Below are 25,756 nucleotides of genomic sequence, written 5' to 3'. Positions count from 1 at the left end.
CGGACCCCCGCGATGCCGGGAACACCCGCATCACAGCTGGTCAAAGGCCCCAGAACGGGCCGTCGGCGGGCCGTGCGCCCGTGATCGGAATCTCTGCACCGGTTCAAGCCGGAGCACGGCTCCCGCCGAAACTGTGGATATCCCCGCACCCGTTCACAGTTCCGCCGGGAGCCTTCACACCGCGACCGCAGCCGCGCTGATCGACGTGCTCCGAGCCCGAAGACCTCTGCTCACGCGTCGGCTTCGAGCATTTCCACGGTGACGGCGGATTCGGTGTCCGGAACGCCGAGTTCGCGGGCGCGCTTGTCGGCCATCGCCAGCAGGCGGCGGATCCGGCCGGCCACCGCGTCCTTGGTCATCGGCGGGTCGGCCAGCTGCCCGAGCTCCTCCAGCGAGGCCTGCCGGTGCGCCAGCCGCAGCCGTCCCGCGACCAGCAGGTGCTCCGGTGCCGTCGGGCCCAGCAGCTCCAGCGCCCGCTCCACCCGGGCCGCCGCCGCGACGGCCGCGCGCGCCGAGCGGCGCAGGTTCGCGTCGTCGAAGTTGGCCAGCCGGTTGGCGGTGGCCCGCACCTCGCGGCGCATCCGCCGCTCCTCCCAGGCCAGCACGCTGGAGTGCGCGCCGAGCCGGGTCAGCAGCGCGCCGATCGCGTCGCCGTCGCGGACCACCACCCGGTCCGCGCCGCGCACCTCGCGGGACTTCGCCGCCACCCCGATCCGCCGGGCCGCGCCGACCAGCGCCAGCGCCGCTTCCGGACCGGGGCAGGTGACCTCCATCGACGAGGAGCGCCCGGGCTCGGTCAGCGAGCCGTGCGCCAGGAACGCGCCGCGCCAGGCGGCTTCGGAATCGCAGGCCCCGCCCGAGACGACGTGCGCGGGCAGCCCGCGCACCGGTCGGCCCCGCGGGTCCAGCAGTCCGGTCTGCCGGGCCAGGCCCTCCCCGTCGCGCACCACGCGCACCACGTAGCGGGTGCCCTTGCGCAGCCCGCCGGAGGTGATCACGTGCACGTCGGACTGGTGCCCGAACAGCTCGTGGATCTCCTTGCGGAGCCTGCGCGCCGTGGAGCCGCTGTCCAGCTCGGCCTCGACCACCACCCGGCCGGCGACGATGTGCAGCCCGCCGGCGAAGCGCAGCAACGAGGACACCTCGGCTCGTCGGCAGCACGTCTTGGTCACCGACAACCGGCTCAACTCGTCCTTGACCGCCGCGGTCATCGCCACCGGTCCGTCCTCCTCTCCAGTGCGGCCCGCAGGCTCGTCGCGAGCGCCTGCGGATCGTGCCGTCCCGGCACGGCGGGTGCCGCGATCTCGTCCAGCAGGGTCCGCGCACCCAGTTCGGCAGCCGCGGCGCGGAGCCGGTCCGGGGTGGGGACCGAGTTCGCGTCGGCCAGCACGGCGTCGACCCGCAGCTGCGGTGCGTGCTGCGAGAGTACGTCCAGGTGCTGTTCGGGTGAGAAGCCCGCCGTCTCACCGGGTTGCGGCACCAGGTTTAGCACCACGAACCGGCGTGCGGTGGTGCGCACCAGCGCCTCGTGCAGCTCCGGGACCAGCAGGTGCGGCAGCACGCTGGTGAACCACGAACCCGGTCCGAGCAGCACCAAGTCCGCCGAGAGCACCGCCTCGACCGCTTCCGGACAGGCTGCCGGGCGGGCCCCACCGGCCGCCTGCAAACTCACCTGTTTCACCCGACCGGGCGTACTGGCGATGGCGACCTGTCCGCGAATGGTCCGCACCGCGTCCGGATCGGAGTCCAGCCCGACGACGTCGGCGGACATGTCCAGCGGCTCAGTGGACATCGGCAGCACCCGGCCCCGCACGCCGAGCAGCCGGCAGGCCTGGTCGAGCACCCGCACCGGGTCGTCGAGCACCTCCAGCAGCCCGGCCAGCACGAGGTTGCCCACCGCGTGCCCGGCCAGCGCGCCGCTGCCGCCGAAGCGGTGCTCGAACACCGTCGACCAGAGCTGCCCGTCGGGATCGCTGTCGGACAGCGCGGCCAGCGCCTTGCGCAGGTCACCGGGCGGCAGCAGGCCCAGCTCGCGGCGCAGCCTGCCGGACGAACCGCCGTCGTCGGCCACCGTCACCACGGCCGTCACGTCGGAGGTGATCCGGCGCAGCGCCGACAACGTGGCCTGCAGGCCGTGCCCGCCGCCGAGGGCGACCGCGCGCAGCTCGGCGCTCACTCGCGCCCCAGGTCCCGGTGCACCGTCTTGACCATCATCCCGTCGTCCTCGGCCAGGCGGCGGGCCAGCTCCTCGGTGAGCGCGACGCTGCGGTGCTTGCCGCCGGTGCAGCCCAGCGCCAGCGTCAGGTACCGCTTGCCCTCGCGGTGGTAGCCGGCGCCGACCAGCCGCAGCAGCTGCTGGTAGCTCTGCAGGAACTCCTCGGCGCCTTCCTGGCCGAGCACGTAGTGGCGGACCTCGTCGTCGAGGCCGTTGAACTCGCGCAGCTCGGGGATCCAGAACGGGTTCGGCAGGAACCGGCAGTCCATCACCAGGTCGGCGTCCATCGGCAGGCCGTACTTGTAGCCGAAGGACAGCACCGTGACGCGGGTGCGGGTGCTGGCCTCGGTGCCGAAGGCGTCCTCGATCTTGGACCGCAGCTGGTGCACCGACAGGTTCGAGGTGTCCAGCACCAGGTCGGCCTCGGAGCGCAGCCGGGACAGCAGCGAGCGCTCGGCGGCGATGCCGTCGGCCAGCCGCCCCTCCCCCTGCAGCGGGTGGCTGCGCCGCACCCCCTCGAAGCGGCGGATCAGCACCTCGTCGGTGGCCTCCAGGAACAGCACCTTCGGCTTGTAGCCGCGGGCGTCCAGGTCCTTGATCACCGCGCCCAGGTCCTCGGTGAACGCTCGGCTGCGCACGTCCATCACGACCGCGACGCGGGTGATCGCGCCGCTGGAGCGCGCCCCCAGCTCGACCATGGTCGCGATCAGCTCGGGCGGCAGGTTGTCCACCACGAACCAGCCCAGGTCCTCCAGGCACTTGGCCGCGGTGCTGCGGCCCGCTCCGGACAGGCCGCTGACGACGGCGACCTCGATGCCCGACTCCTCAGTCACTGCTCTCCCCTTCAGCGTTCTCCGTCACCGGGCCCTGCCCGGCTCCCCCGTCCGCCGCCAGCGCCGAGTGCACGGTCTCGGCGGTGCGGCGGCCGATCCCGGGGACCGCGGCGATCTCGTCCACCCCGGCCTGGCGCAGCTTGCGCACCGAACCGAAGTGCTTGAGCAGCGCCGTGCGGCGGGTCTCGCCCAGTCCCGGAATCGCGTCCAATGTGGAGCTTGTCATGCGCTTGCCGCGCTTCTTGCGGTGGTAGGCGATGGCGAAGCGGTGCGCCTCGTCGCGGACCCGTTGCAGCAGGTAGAGCGCTTCGCTGGTGCGCGCCAGGATCACCGGGTCGGGATCGGCGGGCAGCCACACCTCCTCCAGCCGCTTGGCCAGGCCGATCACCGCGACGTCGGTGATGCCCATCTCGGTGAGCGCGTCGGCCGCGGCGTTGGCCTGCGGGCCGCCGCCGTCGATGACCAGCAGGTTCGGCGGGTAGGCGAACTTCTTCGGGCGGCCGGTGTCCGGGTCGACGGCCGACGGTTCGGCCTCGGCGGACTTGCCGGTCTCGCTGAGGTAGCGGTGGAAGCGGCGGCGCACCACCTCGTCGATGGAGCCCACGTCGCCGCCCTCGGCGCCCTCGCGGACCTCGAAGCGGCGGTACTCGGACTTGCGCGGCACGCCGTCCTCGAACACCACCAGCGAGGCGACCACATCGCTGCCCTGCACGTGGCTGACGTCGATGCACTCGATGCGCAGCGGCGCGGTGTCCAGCGCCAGCGCCTCCTGCAGCTCCTGCAGCGCCGCCGAGCGCGCGGTCAGGTCACCGGCGCGGCGCAGCTTGTACTGCTGGAAGGCCTCCTTGGCGTTGCGCTCGACGGTCTCCATCAGCGCCCGCTTGTCGCCGCGCTGCGGCACCCGCAGGCTCACCCGGCTGCCGCGCAGCTCGCTGAGCCACCCGGCGATCGTCTCGGCGTCGCCGGGCAGCTGCGGCACCAGCACTTCGCGCGGGACCGGCGTGCCACCGGCGTCGGCCTGGTCGGCCAGCGACGCCTGCTCGCCGTAGAACTGGGTGAGGAACTGCGAGGTCAATTCTGAGGTGTCCATCTCTGCACCATCAGCCTTGGCGACCTTGTCGATCACCCAGCCGCGCTGACCGCGCACCCGGCCGCCGCGGATGTGGAAGACCTGCACGGCGGCGGCCAGCTCGTCCTCGGCGAAGGCGACCACATCGGCGTCGGTGCCGTCGCCGAGCACCACCGCCTGCTTCTCCATCGCGCGGCGCAGCGCCTCCAGGTCGTCGCGCAGCCGCGCGGCGCGCTCGAACTCCAGCTCGGCGGAGGCGGTCTGCATCTCCTTGTCGAGCTTGCGCATCAGCTGGTCGGTGTGCCCGGCCAGGAAGTCGCAGAAGTCCTCGACGATGGTGCGGTGCTCCTCGGCGTCGACCCGGCCGACGCACGGCGCCGAGCACTTGCCGATGTAGCCGAGCAGGCACGGCCTGCCGATCTGGGAGTGCCGCTTGAACACCCCGCCGGAGCAGGTCCGCGCCGGGAACACCCGCAGCAGCAGGTCGAGGGTCTCGCGGATGGCCCACGCGTGCGCGTACGGGCCGAAGTACCGCACGCCCTTGCGGCGCGGGCCGCGGTAGACGTGCAGCCGCGGGTACTCCTCGTGCAGCGTCACGGCGAGCACCGGGTAGGACTTGTCGTCGCGGTAGCGGACGTTGAACTTCGGGTCGTACTCCTTGATCCAGGAGTACTCCAGCTGCAGCGCCTCGACCTCGGTGCCGACGACGGTCCACTGCACCCCGGTGGCGGTGGTGACCATCTGGCGGGTGCGCGGGTGCAGCCCGGCCAGGTCGGCGAAGTACGACGACAGCCTGCTGCGCAGGCTCTTCGCCTTGCCGACGTAGATCACCCGGCCACCGGCGTCGTGGAACCGGTAAACGCCGGGGGCGTCCGGGATCGTGCCGGGAGCGGGTCGGTAGGTGGACGGATCGGCCACCCCACCACCCTACGTGCGTGGTCCGACTGCCTGGATCTCGGTGCGGGAGGCGCCACCGGCGCGCACGACGGGGCACACTGGTCTTCCACGACCATGATCGGCCCGGGGAGGCCGCGCGCTTCCCCGCGAGCAGGCGGGAGGTCAGCCGTGAACACCGACAACGCCCATCCCGATCGCGGGGTCCTGTCCGAGGTCGCCCCCGGAGTGCACGCCTGGGTCCAGCCGGACGGCAGCTGGTGGATCAACAACGCCGGAGCGGTGTTCGGCGACGACGGCGCGGTGCTGGTGGACACCTGCGCGACCGCGCGGCGCACGCAGCGCTTCCTGGACGCCGTGCGCGCGGCGGGCGGTGACGTGCCGATCCGGTTCGCGGTGAACACCCACCTGCACGGCGATCACACGCACGGCAACGCCCTGCTCCCGGACTCGACCGTCCTCATCGGACACCCGGCGACCCGGGACGGCATCCTGGCCGACACGATCCTGCGGGACCCGCCGCCGGTGTGGGCCCCGACGCCGGAGTGGGGCATCGCCGAGCACCGCGCTCCCTCGGTGCTGCTGGAGGATTCGCTGGTGCTGCACGTCGGCGGCCGCCGGATCGAACTGCACCACCCGGGGCACCCCGCGCACACCTCCGGCGACGTGGTGGCGTGGGTGCCGGACGCTCAGGTGCTGTTCACCGGCGACCTGATCTTCCACGGCGTGACCCCGCTGGTGTTCATGGGATCGGTGGAAGGCGCGCTGAAATCGCTGGACTGGCTGGCGGGTTTCCGCGCGAGAACGGTGGTCCCGGGCCACGGGCCGGTGCTGCCCGGCCCGTCGTTCCCGCGCGTGCTGGAGGACCAGGCCCGCTACTACCGCTTCGTCCTGGACACCGCCCGCCAGGCCCGCACCGACGGTCTGACCCCGCTGGAAGCGGCCCGGCGCTGCGACCTCGGCGAGTTCGCGAGCTGGCCGGACCCGGAGCGCATCGTCATGAACCTGCACCGCGCCTACGCCGACGCCGACGACACCGAGGTCGACCTCGCAGCGGCCTTCGCGGACGCGGTCACCTACAACGGCGGCCCCCTCCGGACCGCCGTCTGAGCGATCTCCTCCCGGTGAAGGGCGCCTTCGGGCAAGCAAGTTGCTGGAAGGTGCCCTCCACCGATGGGGGTCACAGGGGGCGCGGGATGCGGTCTTCGACCGGGGCGAGGGTGACCGGGAGGGCCGGGAGGGTCTGGTACCAGTAGGCGACCGAGGAGACGTCGTCGGAGCGCTTGTTGGCGTGGCCGTGCTCGATGGTCACCCGGATCGACTCGTCGAACACCACCGGGTCCTCCACGTGGAACCGGTAGTAGGAGACCTGGCCGCTCCAGTTCCGGCCGCCCGCCATGGTCAGGCCGTGGTAGGGCGCCTGGTACTGCTGGGTCGGGCACCACGCGGTGTTGAAGTAGTCCTCGGTGCCGGTGCCGTGCAGGCGCGGCGGCCACGCCTCGCCGTCGATGAAGAACATGTCATCGCCCTCGCCGTACCAGTTCCACTCGCTGGTGTGGCGGAGGTTGTGCACGTTGAGCACGGTGCCGACGTAGTGCCCGCGGCCCTCGGCCTCCAGGATCACGTAGTTGCCCTCGCCGCCGATGTTGGTGCCGCCGAAGAGGAATTCCTCGTTGGTCTGGTCGCCCTGCTCGACGCCGTCGGTGGGGTTCTGCCGCCGCCACTGCGCGTGGAAGTAACCCAGTTCCGGATCGGCCTCGGCGTAGGTCTCGTAGTCGATGTAGAAGTAGAACGTCACCGGCTTGACGCTCATCTCGCTGATCAGCTCGAAGCGGGCGCGCCCGGCGAAGGGCATGGCGAACCAGCAGTTGAAGCCCTTGCCGTCCTGCGGGCTCATCTGCAGCGGCGCGGACACGAAGTTGGCGCTGAGCCCGTGGCCCATGCCGAAGAAGTCGCCCAGCGGCACCAGCACGGCCGGCTGCGACTGGTCGTCCCAGGTGATCTTGAGGACGAGCCTGCGCAGGTAGTCCCCCTCCAGCTCGGCGGGCTTGCCGACGTGGTCGAGCGCCACAGTGCACCAGATGTGGGTGATCACGCCGGGCCCCTGGATGTCGGCCAGCTCCCGGGTCTGCCCCGGTTCGACGCGGAAGTTGTCGGTGTTGCCGCCGGTCCGGTCCCAGCTGGACACCCGGCCGCGCCTGCTGGTCCGCAACCGGGGCAGGTCGCGCAAACTGCTCCCGAAATCTCCGTAACCGCCCAAAACCGCCTCCCCAGAGGTGATTGTGTCCCTGATCACTTGATACCACGCGGTTCAACAGCCGACGGCGCTCGAAGCGAGCCCGCCGGTCACCACAGGTGCCGGACCTCACCACCGATCCGCGCGAAGCCGGAGCCCGACCAGCGGAACCGGTCGACCTGCCGGGCGCCCGGGTTCTTCCGGCGGTCGTCCGCCCGCCACGTCAGCGATTCGACGACGAGCTCGTCCCCGGCGACGGTCAACGCCTCCGGGCGCAGCCCGGTGCCCAGCGCGCCCGGGTCATCGCGGTAGAGCACTTGCAGCAGCCGAGGGCTCTGCGGCGGCGAAGCTCCGTCGTAGACCCGCACTTCACCGACGCCGATGGTGTTCCCCGCGTTGCACGCAGCGGTGATCAGCGCATCCTTCTTCCCGTCCCCGGTGACGTCCTGGAACACCGCGTGATCGATCAGCACCGCATCGCCCGCTCCGGAGGACGCGCAACCGGCATCGGCGAGGACCACCTGCCAGTCGGCACCGCCAAGCGGGCCGTGCGGATCCGGATCGCACATCCCGGCAGGCGCCGCGGAGCACGCCCGGACGTACGAGCTCCAAGCGATCCACGACCATCCCCCCTCGTGCACCGTCGAGAACACCGCGGCGGAATCGCCCGCGCGGTACACGATCGCACCGTTGCGGTGCTCCGCACGGGTTTCCAGCAGCGCAGCCAGCTTCCCGGGATCGGGAACCTCGGCGAGGTTCTCGCGCACCACTACCCGGTCGTCGAGGAACAGCGGGTCCGAAACCGCGGCCAGCGCGACATCGCCCCGCCCTTGGCAGGCGACGTCGTGCAGCCCGATCAGCGCTCGGCGGGCGCTCTCGTCGAGCTTCCCCGCAGGCAGGCCCGCGACGTCGAGATTCGCCGAACCGCATCCGCCTGCGGATTCGGCCGGACGCAGGAACGCCGCCCTCGTCCGCTCGTCCCAGCGGTCGAACAGCTGCGGGTAGACCGACGCGGCGGTCTCCAGCGACCCGTCACCGGTGCGCATCACCGTCAACCACCGCCCGGAGAGCGTGAACGCATAGGCCGGGCCCGGAACCAGGTCGCTCGGGCGCTGCTCGTCGTCGGCGTAGTACCCGGCCGCGCGGTACAACGCCGAAACGTCGCCGAACCAGGGCCGCGACACCTTCGTCCACACATCGACGCCCTCGTCGTCGGCGTCGGCGGGCCTTCCGGTGCAATGCCCGCCCGTGCGCAGCGCCTCCCGCGCCGCCGCCACCTCGTCCTCGTCCAGCAGCACGAACCCGACAAGCACTTCCACGTCCTGGGGCAGCACGTACCGCGCGCCCGCGGTGCCCGCGTCGATCCCCCAGACCACGTCCGAGACGAACGGCTCGATCGAGCAACCGGCCAGGACCTCGAGGGGAAACCGCTCACCTCTCGTCACGACCTCGCCATCAGCGTCCGGAGGAAAGCGGAAGATCCCCTCATCGGCCGCCGGCAGCAGCTTCTCGAGCTCTTCGGGCGCCTGGATGTCAACCGGTGGCCCCGTCGGGGTTTCCGGCGGGCGGTTGAGCGCGATTCCGATCGCCAGCGCGATCGCGCCGATCAACCCGAGTGCGAGCAGCCTGCGCCGGATCATTCGACGCACCATCCGGTCCGGGCGCCGGGAACCGGCGAGAAGTAGTCGGACCCGGACCACTCGAACACCGAGTCGTAGCCGTCGGCCGCGCCGGTGAGCTCGTAGGGCCCGTCCTCTGGCTGCACCTCGATGGTCTGGGGCCTGCCGTCGATGACCGCGTCCAGCTCCAGCACCCAGCGGTAGCGGGCCTGCGCCGCCCGCGCCTCGACCTGGAAGACCACGGTCTCGCCGTCGGCCAGGGTGATCGCGTTGTCCAGGAAGTAGCGAGCGCCGAACTTCCCGCTGTCGAGCACCCGAGCCGTCGGGTTGAGCTCGTCGAGGTCGATGCCCACCCGGATGGTCGGCCCACCGCCCTGCGGCCCGACGCAGGCGACCGTGCCGGTGAGGACCGGCCCCTTGTCGAGGATCCGGGCCCGCATGTCGGTGATCACGACGTTGCGCGAACTCGCCCCCTCCACGGTGACCAGGGTGCCCAGCTTTTCGAACTTCGTCGCACCCGGAACGCCGGGGCCGGTTCCCGGGTAGTCGCCGACGAATCCCAGCTCGGCCACGCGTTCGGGAGGTATCACCGCCTCGAAGGCGTAGCTGTAGTCGTCCACCGTCTCGTTGTTCACCACGGCCGACACCAGCAGCGGTGGCCGGGTGAGATCGCGAACGGCGTTCCACGCGAAGGGACCCGCCACCCCGGCGACGGCCACCACCAGCGCGCTGACGACGAACCCGGTCTTGGTCAGCACGAAGCGCCACCGCGACGGACGCTTCGAATCGGTTCCCGTGCTCTCCTCGACGCTCTCGGACATCGGCTCACCCCGATCCCGCTGCACCCGGGGGATCACCCGAGCAGGCGGCGAAGTCTATTCGGCCGAAACGCCGGTACCCGCCGGAATCGTCGGCGATCCCCCGGATGGCCGCCGGAACGCGAAGAGGGCACCACCGACCTCACCGGCCGGAGATGCCCTCCGCGCGTGGATGTCCGCGGGTCTCAGCGGGCCGGGGGTTCGTAGTTCTCGATGCGGCGCAGGAGGTTTCGGATGCGGGCTCCGTAGAGCGGCGAGAGGGCGTAGCCCGGGTAGCTGGCGAACCAGCTGGCGCTGCCGAGGCTCACCGCGTCCGCGCCCGCCCAGAAGTACTCGCGGCAGTCGTCGAAGCTGCGGATGCCGCCGGTGGCGATGATCGGCAGGGTCACGTCCGCGTCGCGCAGCTCCTTGACCACCCGCAGGCCGATCGGCTTGATGGCGCGGCCGGACAGGCCGCCGAAGCCGTTCTTCAGCAGCGGCTGCCCGGTGTTCGGGTCCAGCCGCAGGCCCTTGACGGTGTTGATCGCGGTCAGCGCGGACACCCCGTGCTTGGCCGCCAGCCGCGCGTGGGCGACGTAGCCGTAGTCCGGCGACAGCTTCAGGATTACCGGGTGGTTGCTGCGCGGCACCGCCTCGGCCAGCACCGACTCGATGATCTGGTCGAAGTCGAAGTTGACGTTGTGGCAGGAGACGTTGAACTCGACCGCGGCGATCTCACCGGCGGGCACCGCGGCGTTGACCTTGTCCACCAGGGTGACGAACTCCTCGGCGGAGAACCCGCCGACGGAGATGATGGTGTTCTGCTCGCGGGTGCGCGGGTAGTAGTCGCGCAGGTAGGCGTCGATGCCGACGTTGCACCAGCCGAACGCGTTGAGCCAGCCGCCGTCGACCTGCCGCAGCGCCTGGCCGTAGCGCTTGAGCAGCGCGGGCAGCTCGTTGAGCGCCCAGTCGTCCTTGGTGGTGAAGTGCCCTTCGCGGGGCTCGACGGTGACGGTGCGGGTGGTGACCGCGCCGAAGCGCTCCAGCCGCACGAAGTTCGAGATCGGGCTCATGCCGTAGGCCATCACCTTGGCGTTGGCCACGCCGTAGCCCAGCAGGCTGGACGAGGTCACCAGGCGGTTGCGCAGTCTGATGTCGCCGAGCCGAACGCCGGGTTCGGCCGGAACGTCTCGCACCAACCGTAGGTTGCGCTCCTGGGCCACGCTCACGATCTCCTCCTACCCCGCGTCGACGACCTGCTCGTCGCAGCGTCGGCCTCCATTGTCCCCCATTCACCGCTCCCCACCCCAGCGGCCTCGATCACACGGCGTGTTCGATGTCTTGTGTTTCGCACAGCATTGATGTTCGATCGAAGGTGTGGAGAGTTCGGAACGCACATCGACGATCGTTGAACGGCTGCGCCTGGCCGAGCGCGTCACGGTTGCCGAGCTGGCCGAGGCGACCGGCTGCTCGGAGATGACCATCCGCCGCGACCTCGACCAACTCGCCGAGCAGGGCGTCCTGCGCCGGGTGCGCGGCGGCGCGGTGAGCTTCCTGCGCGGCCATTCCGCGCCGTTCCCGCTGCGCGAGCGCGACGAGGTGGCCGTCAAGCAGCGGCTGGCCGCAGCCGTCGACGAGCTGATCACCGACTGCGAATCGGTGATCCTCGACTCCGGCACCACGACGCTGGAGGTCGCCAGGCGCCTCGCGCACCGCCGGCTCACCGCCATCCCGCTCGACCTGCACGCGGCGAACGCCCTGAGCAACGTGCCGCAAGTGGACCTGCTGCTGCCGGGTGGACGCACCAAGCCGGGCGAGCTGTCGTTCACCGGTCACCTCGCGGAGGCCTCGCTCCGCGCGCTGCGGGTGGACACCACGGTCCTCGGCGTGTGCGGGCTGTCCGCCAAGCACGGCCTCACCGCCCACGACCTGGAGGAAGTGCCGGTGAAGCAGGCCGCGGTGGACGCCGCCCAGCGCGTCGTCGCGGTGTGCCACGGGGCGAAGTTCGCCCGCACCGGCCTGGGGCTGGTCTGCCCGGTCACCGATCTCGACGTGGTCGTCACCGACGCCTCCGCGCCGGAGGAGGCCCGCGCCGAGCTCGCCGCAGCCGGGGTGGAGGTGCGCGTTGTCTGAGACGAGCGTCGTGGTCCCGCAGCGGGCGCGCTGGGCCGTCACGGCCTACTTCGTGAGCACCGGTGCGGCGCTGGGCACCTGGACCGGGCGGATCCCGGCGATCAAGCAGGACCTCGGCCTGGACGAGGGCCAGGTGACGCTGGCGCTGTTCGCGGTCGCGGCCGGTTCGGTGCTGGCGATGCAGGCCGTCGGGCACCTCGCCGACCGGTACGGCAGCGCCCGGGTGCTGAGGCCCGCCGGGCTGGCGATGGCGGCGAGCCTGCTGGTACCGGGCTTCGCGGGCAGCCTGCCGGTGCTGCTGGTGGGCCTGCTGCTGTTCGGCGCCGGGCACGGGACCGTCGACGTGGCCATGAACACCCACGCGATGCAGGTGCAGCGCGGCTACGGGCGGCCGATCGTGAGCACGTTCCACGCGATGTTCAGCGTCGGCGGCCTGCTGGGCGCCGGGGCCGGTGCCCTGGCCGCCCACGCCTCGATCGGTGTGGGCGCGCACTTCGCTCTCGTCGGGGCAGCGCTCGCCGCGGTGCTGCTGATGGCCGGCCGCGAGCTGCTCCCGCCGGAAGCGCAGGTGCGGAGCGGTTCCGCGCCGCGGCAGCGCGGGATCTCGCCGGGCATCCTGTTCCTCGGCGTGCTGGCGTTCTTCTGCTCGGTCGGCGAGGGCTCGATGGCCGACTGGTCGCCGCTGTACCTGCACGACGTGCTGGAGACCGGCCCGGCGGTCGCGGCGATCGGCTACGCGGTGTTCTCCGCGATGATGGCCGTCTTCCGGTTCCTGGGCGACTTCCTGGTCACGCGCCTCGGCCCGGTGGTGCTGGTCCGCTGCTGCGGCGCGATCGCCGGAACCGGCCTGGGCACGGCGCTGCTGCTGCACCACCCGGTGGCGGCGATCATCGGGTTCGCGCTGTTCGGCATCGGGCTCTCGTGCATCATCCCGCAGGTGTTCAGCGCGGCGGGCAGCCGCGATCCGAGCCGCAGCGGCCGGGACCTGGCCCAGGTCAGCACCCTCGGCTACGGCGGCTTGCTGGCCGGCCCGGTGGTGATCGGCCTGATCTCCAGCTGGACCGACCTGAGCATCGGCCTCGCGGTCCCAGCAGCCCTGGCCCTCCTGGTCGCCCTCTCCGCCCCGGCCGTCCGCCCCCGCTGACCCGGAGGTCGTGAGTGCGTAACAGTGTTCGAACACTGTTACGCACTCACGACCATCAGCGGGCTGCGGTCACCGCTGCTTCGAGGTGGGCTTGGGCCTCGTCCACCGCTGCGACCAGGGAGTCCGGGGTCAGACCGGCGATCAGCTGGTCCACCTCGCGCAATCCCGCCCGGGCGAGCAGGCGCTTCTCGTTGGTCACCCACTCCCCTCTCGCCGCCAGGACCGCGTGGGCCGATTGGCAGGCCGCCTGTGCGATCGCGCCGGCGGTTTCGGCGAGCCGCCCGTGCGGCGCGTGGTTGCCGCGCGCGTAGGCGAGGGTGAGCGAGGCCTGCTGCCACCAGACCTCCGGTGCGGCTTCGCGCAGCGGCCGCGGGAACTCCGGGCGCGACAGTTCGCCGTGCAGCACCCGGTTGATCGCCAGCTCGGCCAGCACCAGGTAGCTCGGGATGCCCGCCAGGTGGAACATCAACGGCTGCCACTCGAAGCGCCCGGCCCGCGCTTCGTCGAGCACGTGCTCGACGACGTCGAGATCGCGGTAGTGGACGTCCACCGGGCGGTCGTCGATCCGCAGCCAGGCGCCGCCGTTGAACACGCCACCTCCCCAGGCGCCGAGTTCGGACACCTCGCCGGACCAGCCGACGTCGCGCAGGTGCTGCGGCTCGAACCGGCCGCGGTAGTAGATCGCGAAATCCCAGTCGCTGTCGGTGCGGTGCGTGCCTTGAGCGCGCGATCCGCCGAGACTCACCGCGCGCACTCCGGGCAACGCGGCGAGGCGGTCGACGACGTGGGTCTCGAAATCGGCTTCTTCCAGCAAAACGGCTCCTCACGGGCAGGATCGATCAGCGCGACCGGCGAGGTCGCGCCGCGGGACGGGGTGATCACTGCGCGGAGCCCATGCGGGGAAGATTATCAGCCGTCGACGAAGGTCAACCAGTGGCGGTAGCGCTCGTTCGCGCCGCTCACCGCTGCGCTGAACGCGTCGCGGATCTCGGCGGTCATCGGGCCGGGCGCGCCGATCTCCCGGTTGTCGACCGAACGCACCGGTGTCACCTCGGCCGCGGTGCCGCACAGGAACATCTCGTCGGCGGCGTAGAGGTCCGAGCGCAGGAGGTTCTCGCGCCGCACGGTGATCCCCAGGTCCGCGGCCAGCGTCGCGACCGTGTCCTGGGTGATGCCCTCCAGCGCACCGGCGCTGGACGGCGGGGTGAAGAGCACGTCGCCGCGCCGGATGAAGATGTTCTCGCCGGAGCACTCGCTCACGTAGCCGTCGGTGCTCAGCAGGACCGCTTCGTCGAACCCTGCCTCGCGCGCTTCGAGCTTGGCCAGCGCGGAGTTGAGGTAGGGGCCGGTTGCCTTGGCGGCGGTGGGCACCACGGTCGGATCGTTGCGGCGCCAGGAACTCGTCATCAGCCGGATGCCCTGCGCGGCGGCGTCGCCGAGGTAGGCGCCCCACTCCCAGCTGCTGATCGACATCCGCACCTCGGCCCCGGTGGGATCGACGCCCATCGCGCCGCAGCCGAGGTGGGCGAGGTGGCGGACGTAACAGGAGCGGTGGCTGTTGGCGCGCACCAGTTCCAGCGTCGCCGCGCGCAGTTCCGCCTTGCCGCGCGGCAGCGTCATGCGCAGCATCCTGGCGCTGCGGAACAGCCGGTCCAGGTGCTCGTCGAGCCGGAACAGCGCCGGTCCGTCCGATGTGGAGTAGGCGCGGACGCCCTCGAACACACCGGTGCCGTAGTGCAGTCCGTGGCTGAGCACGTGGATCCGGGCGTCCTGCCACGGAACCAGCTCGCCGTCCATCCAGATGTGGTCCGCCTCGGTCAGCGCCATCGCAACCCCTCCCCAAAAGTGGCTTGTCTCGCGATGTGGAACAAGCCACTTCGCGGTCAAGTGACACGCTAGCAAGTGGATCACTCCTCCACTAGAGCGTGGTCCTCCTTGCGGCAGAATGGCCGCATGCCAACCGCCGATGTGGACCAGTTCGCCGCGTTGATCCGCGACCGGCTCCGCCACGGGCACGGACCGCTGAGCCGCCGGCTCGCCACCGCGCTCACCGACCTCGCCCGCACCGGCGCGCTCAGCCCCGGCACCCGCCTGCCCTCCGAGCGCGACCTGGCCCGCGTGCTGGAGTGCAGCCGCGGCGCGGTGGCCGCCGCGTTCAACGCGCTCTTCGAGGACGGGATCTGCGAGCGCAAGCACGGGAGCGGCACCTACCTCACCGCCTCCGGCGCGGCGTCGGCGATGGACCGCCTGCTCAGCCCCGGCGCGGTGTTCGCCGATCTGTCCACATCGGTCGTCCCCGACCCCGCGCACCTGCGCCTGCCCAAGCTCGATCCGGCCGACCTCCTGCACACCCCCAGCAGGCACGGCTACGACCGGCTCGGCGAGCCCGGACTGCTGGAGCTGCTCGGCGACGTGCTGATCACCAGCGGCGGGCAGCAGGGCATCGACCTGAGCACCCGCTGCCTGGCCCGACCCGGCGAAGCGGTGCTGGTCGAGGAACCCACCTACCCCGGAGCGCTGGCCGCCATCACCGGGTGCGGAGCGCGAGCGGTCGCGGTCTCCACCGATGAGCACGGCATGGTTCCCGAGGCGCTCAGCGAGGCGCTGAGCAGGCATCGGCCCGCCTTCGCCTACGTCCAGGCCGTCCGCAACCCCACCGGCGCGGTCGCCGGAGCCGGGCGCGTGCGTGAACTGGCCGGGATCGCGCGCGAGGCCGACCTGCCGGTGGTCGTCGACCACACGCTGGCCGAGGTGGTGCACGAAGGCCCACCGCCCGGCCGTTTCGCCGACACCCACCCGCACGGCACCGTCGAGGTCCACTCGCTGTCGAAGGAGCTGTGGGGCGGCCTGCGGGTGGGCTGGCTCGTGGCCCCCGAACCGCTGCGCACCCAGCTCACCGAGCTGAAGCAGACCAGCGACCTGGCGACCAGCACCGTCGGCCAGCGGCTCGCAGCGGAACTGCTGCGGCACAACGACTTCACGGCCTGGCGCGGCGAGCTGACCCGCCGCCGCGACCACCTGTCCGCCGCCCTGCGCCGGGAACTCCCGCAGTGGACCTGGAACCGCCCCGCGGGTGGCCTGTCGCTGTGGGTGCGGCTGCCGGGCACCGACACCGATGCCTTCGCCGAACGGGCCCGCGAGCACGGCGTCGCGGTCGCACCGGGCTCGATGTTCTCCGCCGACCGCCGCGACCGCGACCGCCTGCGGCTCAGCTTCGCGCTGCCACCGGAGCTCCTCGACCAAGCCGTACCGGCCCTGGCCCGGGCCTGGTCGTCCCGCACCTGACCACGGCCGTCGCCGGGGCGGGCGGCTGCGCTCCACATCGGATCGTCCGGGAGAATTCGCGGCAGCACTGGAAGCGAGACCCGAGGAGAACTCTCGTGAACACCGAGAAGCCGAAGATCGCCAAGCCCACCGGCGAGCCGCCGACCGAGCTGGTCGTCAAGGACATCACCGTCGGCGAGGGCAAGGAGGCCACCGCGGGCACCATGGTCGCCGTCCACTACGTGGGCGTCTCGCACAGCACCGGCAAGCAGTTCGACGCCAGCTGGGACCGCGGCGAGCCGCTGCAGATCACGCTCGGCAAGGGCCAGGTCATCGAGGGCTGGGACCAGGGCCTGCAGGGCATGCGGGTCGGCGGCCGCCGCCAGCTCGTCATCCCGCCGCAGATGGCCTACGGCGACCGCGGCGCGGGCGGGGTCATCGCCCCCGGAGAGACCCTGGTCTTCGTCTGCGACCTCGTGGCCGCCCGCTGAACAGCGACGAGGCCCGCGACCACCTCGGTCGCGGGCCTCGCGCGCTCGGCGCTCCGCCTCAGAGCCCACCTTTTGATCTTCGTCTTTGAAGCGGCGCAGCCGCTTGGCCCACCCTCGACGCTTGCACCGCCGCGGGTTCTCAGCGTTCGCCTGGCGAGGACAGCCCGAGCGCCGTGTATCGGACATACATAAGTCCGGGATCCCGGAGTCCAAGCGGGCGCTGAGGTTCCGCCACCCGCACCGCCACGCAAAAGGACCCGGAAACAGCCCTTCAGGCGTCCTGGGACTGGCGGCGGAGTTCGCGGAGTTCGCGCATCGCCTTGATGGCCTGCTCGCCGTCGGCCGCCTGGATCGCCATGATCGGCACGTACTCGTCCTCGGGCAGCTCCAGCCGGGCCCACGCCGAACCGTCCGGGAAGGACACCGACTGCACCACCGGCCACGAGTAGCGGTGGGTGCCGATGATGTTGCGGACCTCCAGCCCGTCGGCGTCGGCGCGCAGCCGCGGCCGCGTCAGCAGCATCACCCCGGCCGCCAGCAGCACGCCCAGGAAGCCCATCGCGATCTGGTCGGACACCGAGAAGATCACGCCGGTCGGGCTGTTAGTCAGCAGGGTGCCGACGAGCGCGAACACCACGACCAGCACCACCGCGATCGGGATCGCCACCCGGCGGATCTTCCGCGGCCGCACCTCCACGCTCACAGGAACCCCCGCTCGCCGTTCCAGCCCCGCAGCTCCCGCAGCACCAGCGCGGTCTCCAGCGCCGCCGCGGTGGCCTCGAAACCCTTGTCCTCCACCGAGTTCTCGAACCCGGCCCGCGCCTCCACCTGCTCCACCGTGTCGCAGGTCAGCACGCCGTTGCCGACCGCCGTGGACTCGTCCAGCGCCACCCGGGTCAGGCCCTGGGTGACCGAATCGCAGACGTACTCGAAGTGCGGGGTGCCGCCGCGGACGACCACGCCGAGCGCGACCACCGCGTCGTGCTGGTGCGCCAGCTGCTGGCAGACCACCGGCAGCTCGATGGAACCGGGCACCCGCACCACCGTGGGCTCGGCGATGCCCGCCTCCGCAGCCGCCGCCAGCGCGCGGGAGAGCATCTGCTCCACGAACCGCTCGTGCCAGCGGATCGCCGCGATGCCCAGCCGCAGCTCGCCGGCTTTCGGCACGCTGACGCGCGGCCTCCCCTCGCCACTCATGCCGTCACTCCAGTCTCGCCGTTGATCGAGGAATCCTCGCCGTCGTCGAGATTGTCCAGCACGTGACCCATGCGGTCGCGCTTGGTCCGCAGGTAGCGGATGTTCTCCGGGTTGGGGCGGATCGGCAGCGGCACCCGGTCCACGATCCGCAGCCCGTAGCCCTCCAGCCCGACGCGCTTGGCCGGGTTGTTGGTGAGCAGCCGCATCGACTTCACGCCCAGGTCGCAGAGGATCTGCGCGCCCTGCCCGTAGTCCCTGCTGTCCACCGGCATGCCCAGCTCGACGTTGGCGTCCACCGTGTCGGCGCCGTCGTCCTGCAGCTGGTAGGCCTGCAGCTTGTGGATCAGGCCGATGCCCCGGCCCTCGTGCCCGCGCATGTAGAGCACCACGCCGCGGCCGGCTTCGGCGACCTTGGCCATCGCCGCGTCCAGCTGCGGGCCGCAGTCGCAGCGCAGCGAGCCGAGCACGTCGCCGGTCAGGCACTCGGAGTGCACCCGCACCAGGATGTCCTCGCCGTCGCCGATCTCGCCGTAGACCAGGGCCAGGTGCTCGATGCCGTCGATGGTGCTGTCGTAGCCGAAGGTGCGGAAGGTGCCGTGCGCGGTGGGGATGCGCGCCTCGGCGACCCGGACGACCTGCTTCTCGAAGCGGCGCCGGTAGGCGATCAGGTCGGCGATGGTGATCAGCGCGAGGTCGTGCTCCTCGGCGAAGACCTCCAGCTCGTCGCGACGGGCCATGTCGCCCTCGGACTTCTGGCTCACGATCTCGCACAGCGCGCCCGCCGGGCGCAGGCCCGCCAGGCGGGAGAGGTCGACCGCGGCTTCGGTGTGGCCGGGTCGGCGCAGCACGCCGCCGTCGCGGGCGCGCAGCGGGACGACGTGGCCGGGCCGGGTGAGGTCCTTGGCCGTGGACTCGGCACCGGCCAGCACCTGCAGCGTCTTGGCGCGGTCGGAGGCCGAGATGCCGGTGCTCACGCCTTCGGCGGCGTCCACGGTGACCGTGTAGGCGGTGCCCTTGCGGTCCTGGTTCCAGTAGTACATCGGGGGCAGGTCGAGGCGGTCGCAGTCCTCGCCGGGCATGCCGACGCAGATGTAGCCGGACGTGTAGCGGACCATGAACGCCACCAGCTCGGGCGTCGCCTTCTCCGCGGCGAAGATCAGATCGCCTTCGTTCTCGCGGTCCTCGTCGTCGACCACCACCACCGGACGCCCGGCGGCGATGTCGGCCAACGCGCGCTCGATGCTGTCGAACTTGTTCGTGCTCACGGTGCCGCCAACCTCGGGGTTCATCACTGCGCCTCCCTGACGCCGCCATTGTCCCCCGAACGGGCCTGCGCACCACGGGCCCGGTGGTCCAGCTGCGCCGCCGCGAGCCGTTCGAGGTGCTTGGCCAGCACATCCACCTCGATGTTCACTTCGTCACCCGGTGCGCGGTGGCCGAGCGTGGTCAGCTCCTTGGTGGTCGGGATGAGCGCCACGCTGAACGTCGATTCACCCGCTTCGACCACCGTCAGCGACACGCCGTCGACGGTGATCGAGCCCTTCTCCACCAGGTAGTGCGACAGCCGCTTCGGCAGTTCGAAGCGGGTGAGCCCGTCGGCGTCGGTGCCGCGCAGCACCGCGGTGCCGTCGACGTGGCCCTGCACGATGTGCCCGCCGAGCCGGTCGCCGAGCGCCATGGCGCGCTCCAGGTTGACCCGGTCGCCCGCGGCGATGCCCTTGAGCGAGGAGCGGCGCAGCGTCTCGGCCACCACGTCGACCGTGAACTGCCCGTCGCCGACGGTCACCACCGTCAGGCACACTCCGTTGACGGCGATCGAGTCGCCGTGCTTGGCGTCCTCGGTCACCACGGGTCCGCGGACGGTGAGCCTGCTGCCATCGTCCAGAGGCTCGACCGCCTCGATGGTGCCGAGTTCCTCGACGATCCCGGTGAACACTGCTGCCTCCTCGCCTCCGGCGTCGCCGTGGCCCTCAGCTCTCCTGCGGGACCGCGCTGATACGGACGTCCGGGCCACTCATAGTCGTCTCTTCGATCTGCAACCGCCATGCCTGCGAGATGCTTCCCACTCCGGCTTCGCCGAGCGCTGCCGGACCGGCGCCGAGCAGCGCCGGAGCCACGTAGGCCAGCACCCGGTCCACGCAGCGGGCCTGCACGAACGCACCGGCCAGCCGCGGCCCGCCTTCCAGCAGCACGTCGACGATGCCGCGCTCGGCCAGCGCCGCCAGCGCCGCGCGGGGGTCGCCGCCGGGCAGCTGCACGGTTTCGGCCGCGTCGTCGAGCACCTTCGCCGTCGCGGGGATCTCGCTGTCGCCGATGACGACCCGCAGCGGCTGCCGCTCCAGCAGCGTCCCGTCGGCAGCGCGGGCGGTCAGGTGCGGGTCGTCGGCGCGGACCGTGCCGGTGCCCGCGATGATCGCGTCCACCCGGGCGCGGATCCGGTGCACGTCGGCGCGGGATTCGGCGGAGCTGATCCACTTGCTGGTGCCGTCCGCCGCCGCCGAACGGCCGTCCAGCGTGGCGGCGTACTTCCAGGTCACGTGCGGTCGGCCGGTGCGGGCGAAGTGCAGCCACGCGCGCAGCGGCCCGGCCGCCACCTCGTCGGCCAGCAGCCCACTGACGACCTCCACGCCCGCCGCGCGCAGCCGCTCCGCACCACCGCTGGCCAGCGGGTTCGGATCGGAAGCGGCGTGCACGACGCGCGCGACACCGGCTGCGATCAGCGCATCGGTGCACGGTGGCGTGCGCCCGGTGTGCGAGCAGGGCTCCAGCGTCACCACGGCGGTGCCGCCACGGGCCCGCTCCCCCGCCGCGCGCAGCGCGACGACCTCCGCGTGCGGGCCGCCCGGTGGCCGGGTCGAGCCCACCCCGACGACCTCGCCGCCGGTACCGAGGATCACGCACCCGACGGGCGGGTTCGGGCTGGTGGTGCCCCGGACCTGCTCGCTGGCCGCGACCGCGGCACGCATCGCCTGCTCTTCGCCACGAGCGACCATCGTCGTCCTCCCGCTCCCCGGACCCGTCCACCGTTCACCTGGACTGCGTGCGCATAGAGAGCTGGTAATCTGCCGTGTTTTCCGTTGTGAAGCGGCGAAGCCGCTTAGCTCACCCTCGCAGCCCGCACCGCCGCGGGTTCTCAGCGTTCGCCTGGCGAGGACAGCCCGTTCGTCGTGTATTGGACATACATGAGAACGGGATCCCGCAGCCAGGCGGGCGCTGAGGTTCCGCTACCCGCACCGCCACGCAAAACGAGACTGGAATTCCATCATCGCCGGGCGTGGGCGAAGTTCGGGGCCGCCTTCGCGCGCAGCGCTTCCACGGCCTTGGCCGGGTCGTCGGCGTTGTAGACCGCCGAGCCCGCCACGAAGCAGTCCACGCCCGCCTCGGCCGCCTGCTCGATGGTGTCGGCGTTGATCCCGCCGTCGATCTCCACCACCAGCTTGAGGTGGCCGGTGTCGACCAGCTCGCGGGCCTTGCGGGCCTTGTCCAGCACGTCGGCCATGAACTTCTGGCCGCCGAAGCCCGGCTCCACCGACATCACCAGCAGCGTGTCGTAGTGCTTGAGCACGTCCAGGTAGGGGTCCAGCGGAGTGCCGGGCTTGATCGACAGGCCCGCCTTGGCGCCCGCGGCGCGCAGGTCCTTGGCGATGGCGATCGGGTCCTTGGCGGCTTCCACGTGCACCGTGACGTTGTAGGCGCCGGCCTCGGCGTAGCCGACGGCCCAGCGGTCCGGGTCCTCGATCATCAGGTGGCAGTCGACCGGGATGTCGGTCGCCTTCAGGATCGACTCGACCACCGGCAGGCCCAGGGTCAGGTTGGGCACGAAGTGCGCGTCCATCACGTCCACGTGCAGCCAGTCGGCCCGCTTGCCGGGCTCGCCGTTCACGGCGGCGATCTCATCGGCGAGACGGGCGAAATCTGCGGAGAGGATGGAGGGCGCGATCATCGGCTGGTTCGACACATGCGGGAGTTTAGAAGAATGCATGACTCGCCTTGCGTAGCGGTGCGGGTGGCGGAACCTCAACGCCCGCCTGGACTGCGGGTGCCCGGCTTTATGCATGCCAATACACGGCAGCCGGGCCGTCCTCGCCAGGCGAACGCTGAGAACCCGCGGCGGTGCAAGCGCCGAGGGTGGGCTATGCGCCTGCGGCGCATGCGACACCTCCAGACTCGGTGCCAGTCATGCGCCGCCGTCGCTGTTCCCCACCGAAAGCGGCTCCGCCGCTTGCCCGCTGCATCCACGCAAAGGGCGCAAACCCGAGCTTCCGCCTAATCCGATGACTGGGTGCTCTCGACCTCGGAGTCGGGTTCGGCCGCCCGGCGGCGGTGGATGACGTAGTACGCCACGCAGAGAACGACGACGAACGGCACGCCCGCCTTCCACGCGGTGTTGAACTGCTCGGTGAACGGCGTGGTCAGCAGGACCGCCGCGACGAAGAGCATCGCCAGCACGGTCGTCACCGGCGCGCCCGGCAGCCGGACCGGGGACGGCGGCAGGCCCTCCGCCGCGCGGCGGCGCCGGAATACCAGCTGGCTGGCGAAGATCATCAGCCAGGTCACCAGCGCCCCGAACAGCGCCAGGCCCAGCAGCATCGGGAACGCCGAGTCCTCGGCGAACACCGCCAGCGCCGCGGCCAGCGCCAGCCCGGCCGCCGAGAGCACCAGCGCCCTGCGCGGCACGCCGTTGCCGCTGACCTTGGCGAACCACCTCGGCGCGTAGCCGTCCATCGCCAGCGAGTGGGTCATCCGCGCGGTGATGTAGAGGTTGGTGTTCATCGCCGACAGCGCCGCGGTGAGCACCACGAAGTTCATGATCCCGGCCGCCGCCGGGATGCCCACCATGCTGAACAGCCGCACGAACGGGCTCTCGGTGACCTCACCGGAGGACGACACCTCGTTCCACGGCAGGATCGAGACCACCACGAGCATCCCGAGCACGTAGAACAGCGCCAGCCGCAGCACCATCCCGCGCGCGGCGCGCGGGACGTCCCGGCCGGGGTTGCGGGACTCGGCGGCGGTGATCGACACCGCCTCGGTGCCCAGGTAGGAGAAGGTGACCACGGTCAGCGCCAGCCACACCGCGCCGATGCCGTTGGGCAGGAACCCGTCGTGCTCGGTCAGCGCCCCGACACCGGCGGGCTCCTGACCGGGCAGGCCGAAGAAGATGTAGAACACGCCCAGCCCGATGAACACCACGATCGTGACGACCTTGATCATGGCGAACCAGTACTCGAACTCGCCGAAGAACCGCACCGCGGCGAAGTTGACCGCCAGCATCAGCAGCGAGAACGCCACCACCGGCATCCACAGCGGCAGCTGCGGGTACCAGAACTGCACGTAGAGCCCGGCCGCGATGACCTCGCTGCCGATGTTGACCACCTGGGCGGCCCAGTAGATCCACCGCGACACGAAGCCCGGCAGCCCGCCGAGGTAGCGCTGCACGACCGCGCCGAACCCACCGGCCTCCGGGTGCACCACGATCATCTCGGCCAGCGCGAAGGCCAGCGCCAGCGCGGCGAACGCGGCCACCGCGTAGGCGATGATCACGGCCGGGCCGGCGATGGAGATCGCCAGGCCGGAGCCGAGGAACAACCCGGTGCCGATAGCACCGCCGATGGCGATCATGCCGACCTGGCGGCCGGACAGATCCCGGCGTAACCCGGACTGCTGCTCCGGTGCGGTCTCCTGTGCCACTACGCCTCCCACTCGTCGCGCACCGCTGCGGTGCGCGACGAGCACCTTACGACGCGGAGGGCGCCGCGGGCGGCCTCGGTTGCCCACTTGTGGCCCAAACCCGCCCGGGAGGTCGAATCCGCGCGGAACCGGCGACCGTCAGCGGGGCAGGGTGAGATCGATCGGGGTGCCTTCCTCCACCGAGCGGCTGACGGTGCAGTACTTGGTGATCGCGCGTTCGACCGCTTCGAGCAGCTTGGTGCGGTCCTCGCCCTCGACAGCGCTGAGGTCGACGTCGAAGCCGACCTGGACCCGGGCGAACTTGTGCTTGTCCTCCGGCACCTTGGTGCGGTCCGCGTGCACGGTCAGCTCGGCGTCCTCGCCCAGCCGCCGGACCAGCAGGTTCTCGCTGGTCACCGCGGAGCAGGCGGCGATCGCGGCGAGCAGCAGCTCACCGGGCGTGAAAGCCTCGGGGGCGTCCTCCCGCCCGATCGCGACCTGGGCTCCGCGCGGGTTGGTCGCGAGGAAGGTGTGCTGACCGGTCCGGGTCACTTCGACCGGAGTGGAAGACATTCGTACCACCTGACGCTCGTTGGGGTTGCCGGTCCAGCCTCGGCTGCGAGGCTTGCGTGGTCAACCTCTGGGATCGATTGCGGGCCGGGCTCACGTGGCACTACATGTAGCGGGGCCTCAACGGCGACCTGGAACCAGGCCGCCGGATGAGTGCCCACCACCGCGGTGCGGCTCGCCGCATCGTGGAACACCCCGCCAGACCGCGTTGTTCCGAACTGGGATCGAGGCCATGACCACAACTTCGGAAGGTCTGCAGCGCCGGCTGACGCTGCGCGACCTGATCGTCTCCGGGCTGCTGTTCATCGGCCCGCTCGCCCCGGTCGGCGTCTTCGGCGTGCTGGACGCGCGCAGCGGCGGTGCCGTGGCGCTGGTGTACGTCGTGGCGACGATCGCCATGGGCTTCACCGCGTGGTCCTACGCACGGATGTCGGCCGCGGTGCCCAAGGCGGGGTCGGTGTTCGCCTACGCCTCGGCCGGGCTGGGGAGAGCGCCGGGGTTCGCGGCCGGGTGGATGATCATGCTGGACTACCTGTTCATCCCGAGCGTGGCCTCGCTGTTCGTCGGCATCGCGACCAACTCGCTGCTGCCGCAGATCCCGGTGTGGCTGGCGACCGGCGCGGCGATCGTGGTGGTCACCGCGCTGAACCTGACCGGCGTCAAGGTCGCGGCGATCGTCGGCACGGTGGTGCTGGTGGTGGAGATCGTGCTGCTCGTGGTGTTCGTGATCGCCGCGCTGGTGGTGCTGGCCGGCGAGGGCCCGGCGCGGCCGTGGCTGTCGCCGTTGACCGGCTTCGAAGCGTTCGCGCCGCTGGCGGTGCTGGGCGCGGTGTCGGTGGCGGTGCTGTCGTTCCTGGGCTTCGACGCCATCGCGTCCTTCGCCGAGGAGAACACCGGCTCCTCCCGCCAGGTCGGCCGGGCGCTGCTGTTCTGCCTGGCGCTGAGCGGCGTGCTGTTCTTCGTGCAGACCTACCTGGCGTCCCTGCTCAGCCCGCTGACGCCGCAGGAGCTGGCGCAGGACCCGAACGCGCAGGACGCCGCGTTCTACGACATGCTGCGGGCCGCGCTGGGCGGCTGGCTGGCGGTGGCCGTGACGGCGGTGAAGGCGATCGCCCCGGCGTTCTCCGCGATGATCGCGCAAGCCGCGGTGAGCAGGCTGCTGTTCGGCATGGCCCGCGACGGACAGCTGCCCGCCGGACTCGCCCGCATCGACCGCCGCACGCACGTCCCGCGCAACGCGACGCTGCTGGCCGCCGTGGTGACGCTGCTGGTGTCAGTGTGGGCGGCGTCGGCCGAGGACGGCCTGGAGGTCCTGTCGTCGATGGTGACGGTCGGCGCGCTGACCGCGTTCGTGCTGCTGCACGCCTCGGTGATCGGCTACTTCGCGGTGCCGGGCCGGGAGCGCAGCGCCTCGACGGTGGTGATCCCGGTGATCGGCGGTCTGATCTCGTTGGTCGTGCTGGTCACGGCCAGCGGCCTGGCCCTGGCGGTGGCGGCGGTGTGGCTGGTGCTCGGCCTGGTCACCTACGCCGTCCGCAACCGCACCACCGCACGCGGCTGATACGGCCTTCGCCCCTGCTTCGGATGTCGGGCGATGTCGCGCGAAATCGGCGCCCCGTTTGCC

At 71.5% G+C, this 25,756-nt stretch carries 24 protein-coding genes; 6 read left to right on the top strand and 18 right to left on the bottom strand.

Annotated elements, in window-relative coordinates:
* Nucleotides 1–230: 230 nt before the first annotated feature.
* Genes whiA through uvrC form a run of 4 tightly spaced genes read right to left on the bottom strand, consistent with a single transcriptional unit; the run spans nt 231 to nt 5,035 of the window.
* Nucleotides 231–1,217, bottom strand: a complete 987-nt coding sequence (gene whiA / locus ATL45_RS24880) for a DNA-binding protein WhiA (protein WP_093155460.1) — start codon at nt 1,215–1,217, stop codon at nt 231–233.
* Entirely contained in the window at nt 1,208–2,176 is a 969-nt protein-coding gene (locus tag ATL45_RS24875; RefSeq protein ID WP_093155459.1) for a gluconeogenesis factor YvcK family protein, read from the bottom strand. Before ATL45_RS24875 ends, whiA begins: the two co-directional genes overlap by 10 nt.
* The gene (rapZ, locus tag ATL45_RS24870; protein WP_093155457.1) at nt 2,173–3,048 is read right to left on the bottom strand and encodes an RNase adapter RapZ; all 876 of its coding nucleotides are present in this window, start codon (nt 3,046–3,048) and stop codon (nt 2,173–2,175) included. The genes ATL45_RS24875 and rapZ overlap by 4 nt, the downstream gene beginning before the upstream one ends.
* Nucleotides 3,041–5,035, bottom strand: coding sequence for an excinuclease ABC subunit UvrC (gene uvrC, locus ATL45_RS24865; RefSeq protein WP_093155456.1), 1,995 nt, complete (start codon nt 5,033–5,035; stop codon nt 3,041–3,043). Before uvrC ends, rapZ begins: the two co-directional genes overlap by 8 nt.
* 147 nt (nt 5,036–5,182) lie before the next feature.
* Here uvrC and ATL45_RS40060 point away from each other — a divergent pair, with 147 nt between their 5' ends.
* Nucleotides 5,183–6,121, top strand: a complete 939-nt coding sequence (locus ATL45_RS40060; protein ID WP_211841276.1) for an MBL fold metallo-hydrolase — start codon at nt 5,183–5,185, stop codon at nt 6,119–6,121.
* A 70-nt stretch (nt 6,122–6,191) separates the two neighbouring features.
* On the opposite strand, the gene ATL45_RS24855 is transcribed toward ATL45_RS40060, so the two are convergent.
* The 4 genes from ATL45_RS24855 to ATL45_RS24840 form a co-directional block, all read right to left on the bottom strand.
* Nucleotides 6,192–7,271 (bottom strand): glycoside hydrolase family 172 protein, encoded by a 1,080-nt coding sequence (locus tag ATL45_RS24855; RefSeq protein ID WP_093155453.1) that lies wholly within the window; start codon nt 7,269–7,271, stop codon nt 6,192–6,194.
* An 86-nt stretch (nt 7,272–7,357) separates the two neighbouring features.
* Nucleotides 7,358–8,887 carry a hypothetical protein gene (locus ATL45_RS24850; RefSeq protein WP_093155451.1) on the bottom strand — a complete coding sequence of 510 codons (1,530 nt, stop codon included), beginning with the start codon at nt 8,885–8,887 and terminating at the stop codon, nt 7,358–7,360.
* Nucleotides 8,884–9,687, bottom strand: a complete 804-nt coding sequence (locus ATL45_RS24845; protein WP_093155450.1) for a hypothetical protein — start codon at nt 9,685–9,687, stop codon at nt 8,884–8,886. The genes ATL45_RS24850 and ATL45_RS24845 overlap by 4 nt, the downstream gene beginning before the upstream one ends.
* 182 nt (nt 9,688–9,869) lie before the next feature.
* Nucleotides 9,870–10,859, bottom strand: coding sequence for a beta/alpha barrel domain-containing protein (locus ATL45_RS24840; RefSeq protein WP_246025522.1), 990 nt, complete (start codon nt 10,857–10,859; stop codon nt 9,870–9,872).
* Nucleotides 10,860–11,040: 181 nt separating this feature from the next.
* On the opposite strand from ATL45_RS24840, the gene ATL45_RS24835 reads away from it, so the two are divergent.
* Nucleotides 11,041–11,796 (top strand): DeoR/GlpR family DNA-binding transcription regulator, encoded by a 756-nt coding sequence (locus ATL45_RS24835; RefSeq protein WP_093155448.1) that lies wholly within the window; start codon nt 11,041–11,043, stop codon nt 11,794–11,796.
* Complete coding sequence (locus tag ATL45_RS24830) at nt 11,789–12,940, top strand: MFS transporter (RefSeq protein WP_093155447.1); 1,152 nt, start codon at nt 11,789–11,791, stop codon at nt 12,938–12,940. The genes ATL45_RS24835 and ATL45_RS24830 overlap by 8 nt, the downstream gene beginning before the upstream one ends.
* A gap of 55 nt (nt 12,941–12,995) precedes the next feature.
* On the opposite strand, the gene ATL45_RS24825 is transcribed toward ATL45_RS24830, so the two are convergent.
* Entirely contained in the window at nt 12,996–13,751 is a 756-nt protein-coding gene (locus ATL45_RS24825; protein WP_121505478.1) for a nucleotidyltransferase family protein, read from the bottom strand.
* Nucleotides 13,752–13,849: 98 nt separating this feature from the next.
* Entirely contained in the window at nt 13,850–14,767 is a 918-nt protein-coding gene (locus tag ATL45_RS24820) for a branched-chain amino acid transaminase (RefSeq protein ID WP_093155444.1), read from the bottom strand.
* Nucleotides 14,768–14,893: 126 nt separating this feature from the next.
* Here ATL45_RS24820 and ATL45_RS24815 point away from each other — a divergent pair, with 126 nt between their 5' ends.
* Nucleotides 14,894–16,225, top strand: coding sequence for an aminotransferase-like domain-containing protein (locus ATL45_RS24815; RefSeq protein WP_093155442.1), 1,332 nt, complete (start codon nt 14,894–14,896; stop codon nt 16,223–16,225).
* 95 nt (nt 16,226–16,320) lie between these two features.
* Nucleotides 16,321–16,695 (top strand): FKBP-type peptidyl-prolyl cis-trans isomerase, encoded by a 375-nt coding sequence (locus ATL45_RS24810; RefSeq protein ID WP_093155441.1) that lies wholly within the window; start codon nt 16,321–16,323, stop codon nt 16,693–16,695.
* A 271-nt stretch (nt 16,696–16,966) separates the two neighbouring features.
* On the opposite strand, the gene ATL45_RS24805 is transcribed toward ATL45_RS24810, so the two are convergent.
* The 8 genes from ATL45_RS24805 to ATL45_RS24770 all read right to left on the bottom strand — a co-directional run bounded on the left by ATL45_RS24805 (nt 16,967) and on the right by ATL45_RS24770 (nt 24,135).
* On the bottom strand, nt 16,967–17,362 hold the full coding sequence (locus tag ATL45_RS24805) for a PH domain-containing protein (RefSeq protein WP_246025521.1): 396 nt from the start codon (nt 17,360–17,362) through the stop codon (nt 16,967–16,969).
* A 32-nt stretch (nt 17,363–17,394) separates the two neighbouring features.
* Nucleotides 17,395–17,892 (bottom strand): 6,7-dimethyl-8-ribityllumazine synthase, encoded by a 498-nt coding sequence (gene ribH, locus ATL45_RS24800; RefSeq protein ID WP_093155438.1) that lies wholly within the window; start codon nt 17,890–17,892, stop codon nt 17,395–17,397.
* Complete coding sequence (locus ATL45_RS24795; RefSeq protein ID WP_093155436.1) at nt 17,889–19,181, bottom strand: bifunctional 3,4-dihydroxy-2-butanone-4-phosphate synthase/GTP cyclohydrolase II; 1,293 nt, start codon at nt 19,179–19,181, stop codon at nt 17,889–17,891. The genes ribH and ATL45_RS24795 overlap by 4 nt, the downstream gene beginning before the upstream one ends.
* Complete coding sequence (locus tag ATL45_RS24790; RefSeq protein WP_093155435.1) at nt 19,181–19,828, bottom strand: riboflavin synthase; 648 nt, start codon at nt 19,826–19,828, stop codon at nt 19,181–19,183. Before ATL45_RS24790 ends, ATL45_RS24795 begins: the two co-directional genes overlap by 1 nt.
* Nucleotides 19,829–19,862: 34 nt before the next feature.
* Entirely contained in the window at nt 19,863–20,885 is a 1,023-nt protein-coding gene (gene ribD / locus ATL45_RS24785; protein WP_093155433.1) for a bifunctional diaminohydroxyphosphoribosylaminopyrimidine deaminase/5-amino-6-(5-phosphoribosylamino)uracil reductase RibD, read from the bottom strand.
* A gap of 269 nt (nt 20,886–21,154) precedes the next feature.
* Nucleotides 21,155–21,835: a ribulose-phosphate 3-epimerase gene (gene rpe, locus ATL45_RS24780; RefSeq protein WP_093155431.1), complete on the bottom strand. Its 681-nt coding sequence runs from the start codon at nt 21,833–21,835 to the stop codon at nt 21,155–21,157.
* A gap of 323 nt (nt 21,836–22,158) precedes the next feature.
* Nucleotides 22,159–23,583 (bottom strand): amino acid permease, encoded by a 1,425-nt coding sequence (locus tag ATL45_RS24775; protein WP_093155430.1) that lies wholly within the window; start codon nt 23,581–23,583, stop codon nt 22,159–22,161.
* 138 nt (nt 23,584–23,721) lie between these two features.
* Nucleotides 23,722–24,135, bottom strand: coding sequence for an OsmC family protein (locus ATL45_RS24770; RefSeq protein ID WP_093155428.1), 414 nt, complete (start codon nt 24,133–24,135; stop codon nt 23,722–23,724).
* A 229-nt stretch (nt 24,136–24,364) separates the two neighbouring features.
* Here ATL45_RS24770 and ATL45_RS24765 point away from each other — a divergent pair, with 229 nt between their 5' ends.
* Entirely contained in the window at nt 24,365–25,693 is a 1,329-nt protein-coding gene (locus ATL45_RS24765) for an APC family permease (RefSeq protein ID WP_093155427.1), read from the top strand.
* Nucleotides 25,694–25,756 lie beyond the last annotated feature (63 nt).

The sequence above is a fragment of the Saccharopolyspora antimicrobica genome (assembly GCF_003635025.1).
In the GTDB taxonomy this organism is placed as follows: Bacteria; Actinomycetota; Actinomycetes; order Mycobacteriales; family Pseudonocardiaceae; genus Saccharopolyspora; species Saccharopolyspora antimicrobica.
Note: the sequence above shows the minus strand (reverse complement) of the source record. Positions and strands in the feature narration are given on the sequence as shown.

Excerpts from the sequence above, each read along its gene's own strand:
- ATL45_RS24850 (WP_093155451.1), bottom strand. The coding sequence starts at position 8,887 with ATGATCCGGCGCAGGCTGCTCGCACTCGGGTTGATCGGCGCGATCGCG.
- ATL45_RS24795 (WP_093155436.1), bottom strand. The coding sequence starts at position 19,181 with ATGAACCCCGAGGTTGGCGGCACCGTGAGCACGAACAAGTTCGACAGC.
- ATL45_RS24765 (WP_093155427.1), top strand. The coding sequence starts at position 24,365 with ATGACCACAACTTCGGAAGGTCTGCAGCGCCGGCTGACGCTGCGCGAC.
- ATL45_RS24770 (WP_093155428.1), bottom strand. The coding sequence starts at position 24,135 with ATGTCTTCCACTCCGGTCGAAGTGACCCGGACCGGTCAGCACACCTTC.
- ATL45_RS24820 (WP_093155444.1), bottom strand. The coding sequence starts at position 14,767 with ATGGCGCTGACCGAGGCGGACCACATCTGGATGGACGGCGAGCTGGTT.
- ribD (WP_093155433.1), bottom strand. The coding sequence starts at position 20,885 with ATGGTCGCTCGTGGCGAAGAGCAGGCGATGCGTGCCGCGGTCGCGGCC.
- ribH (WP_093155438.1), bottom strand. The coding sequence starts at position 17,892 with ATGAGTGGCGAGGGGAGGCCGCGCGTCAGCGTGCCGAAAGCCGGCGAG.
- rpe (WP_093155431.1), bottom strand. The coding sequence starts at position 21,835 with ATGATCGCGCCCTCCATCCTCTCCGCAGATTTCGCCCGTCTCGCCGAT.
- ATL45_RS24815 (WP_093155442.1), top strand. The coding sequence starts at position 14,894 with ATGCCAACCGCCGATGTGGACCAGTTCGCCGCGTTGATCCGCGACCGG.
- ATL45_RS24845 (WP_093155450.1), bottom strand. The coding sequence starts at position 9,687 with ATGTCCGAGAGCGTCGAGGAGAGCACGGGAACCGATTCGAAGCGTCCG.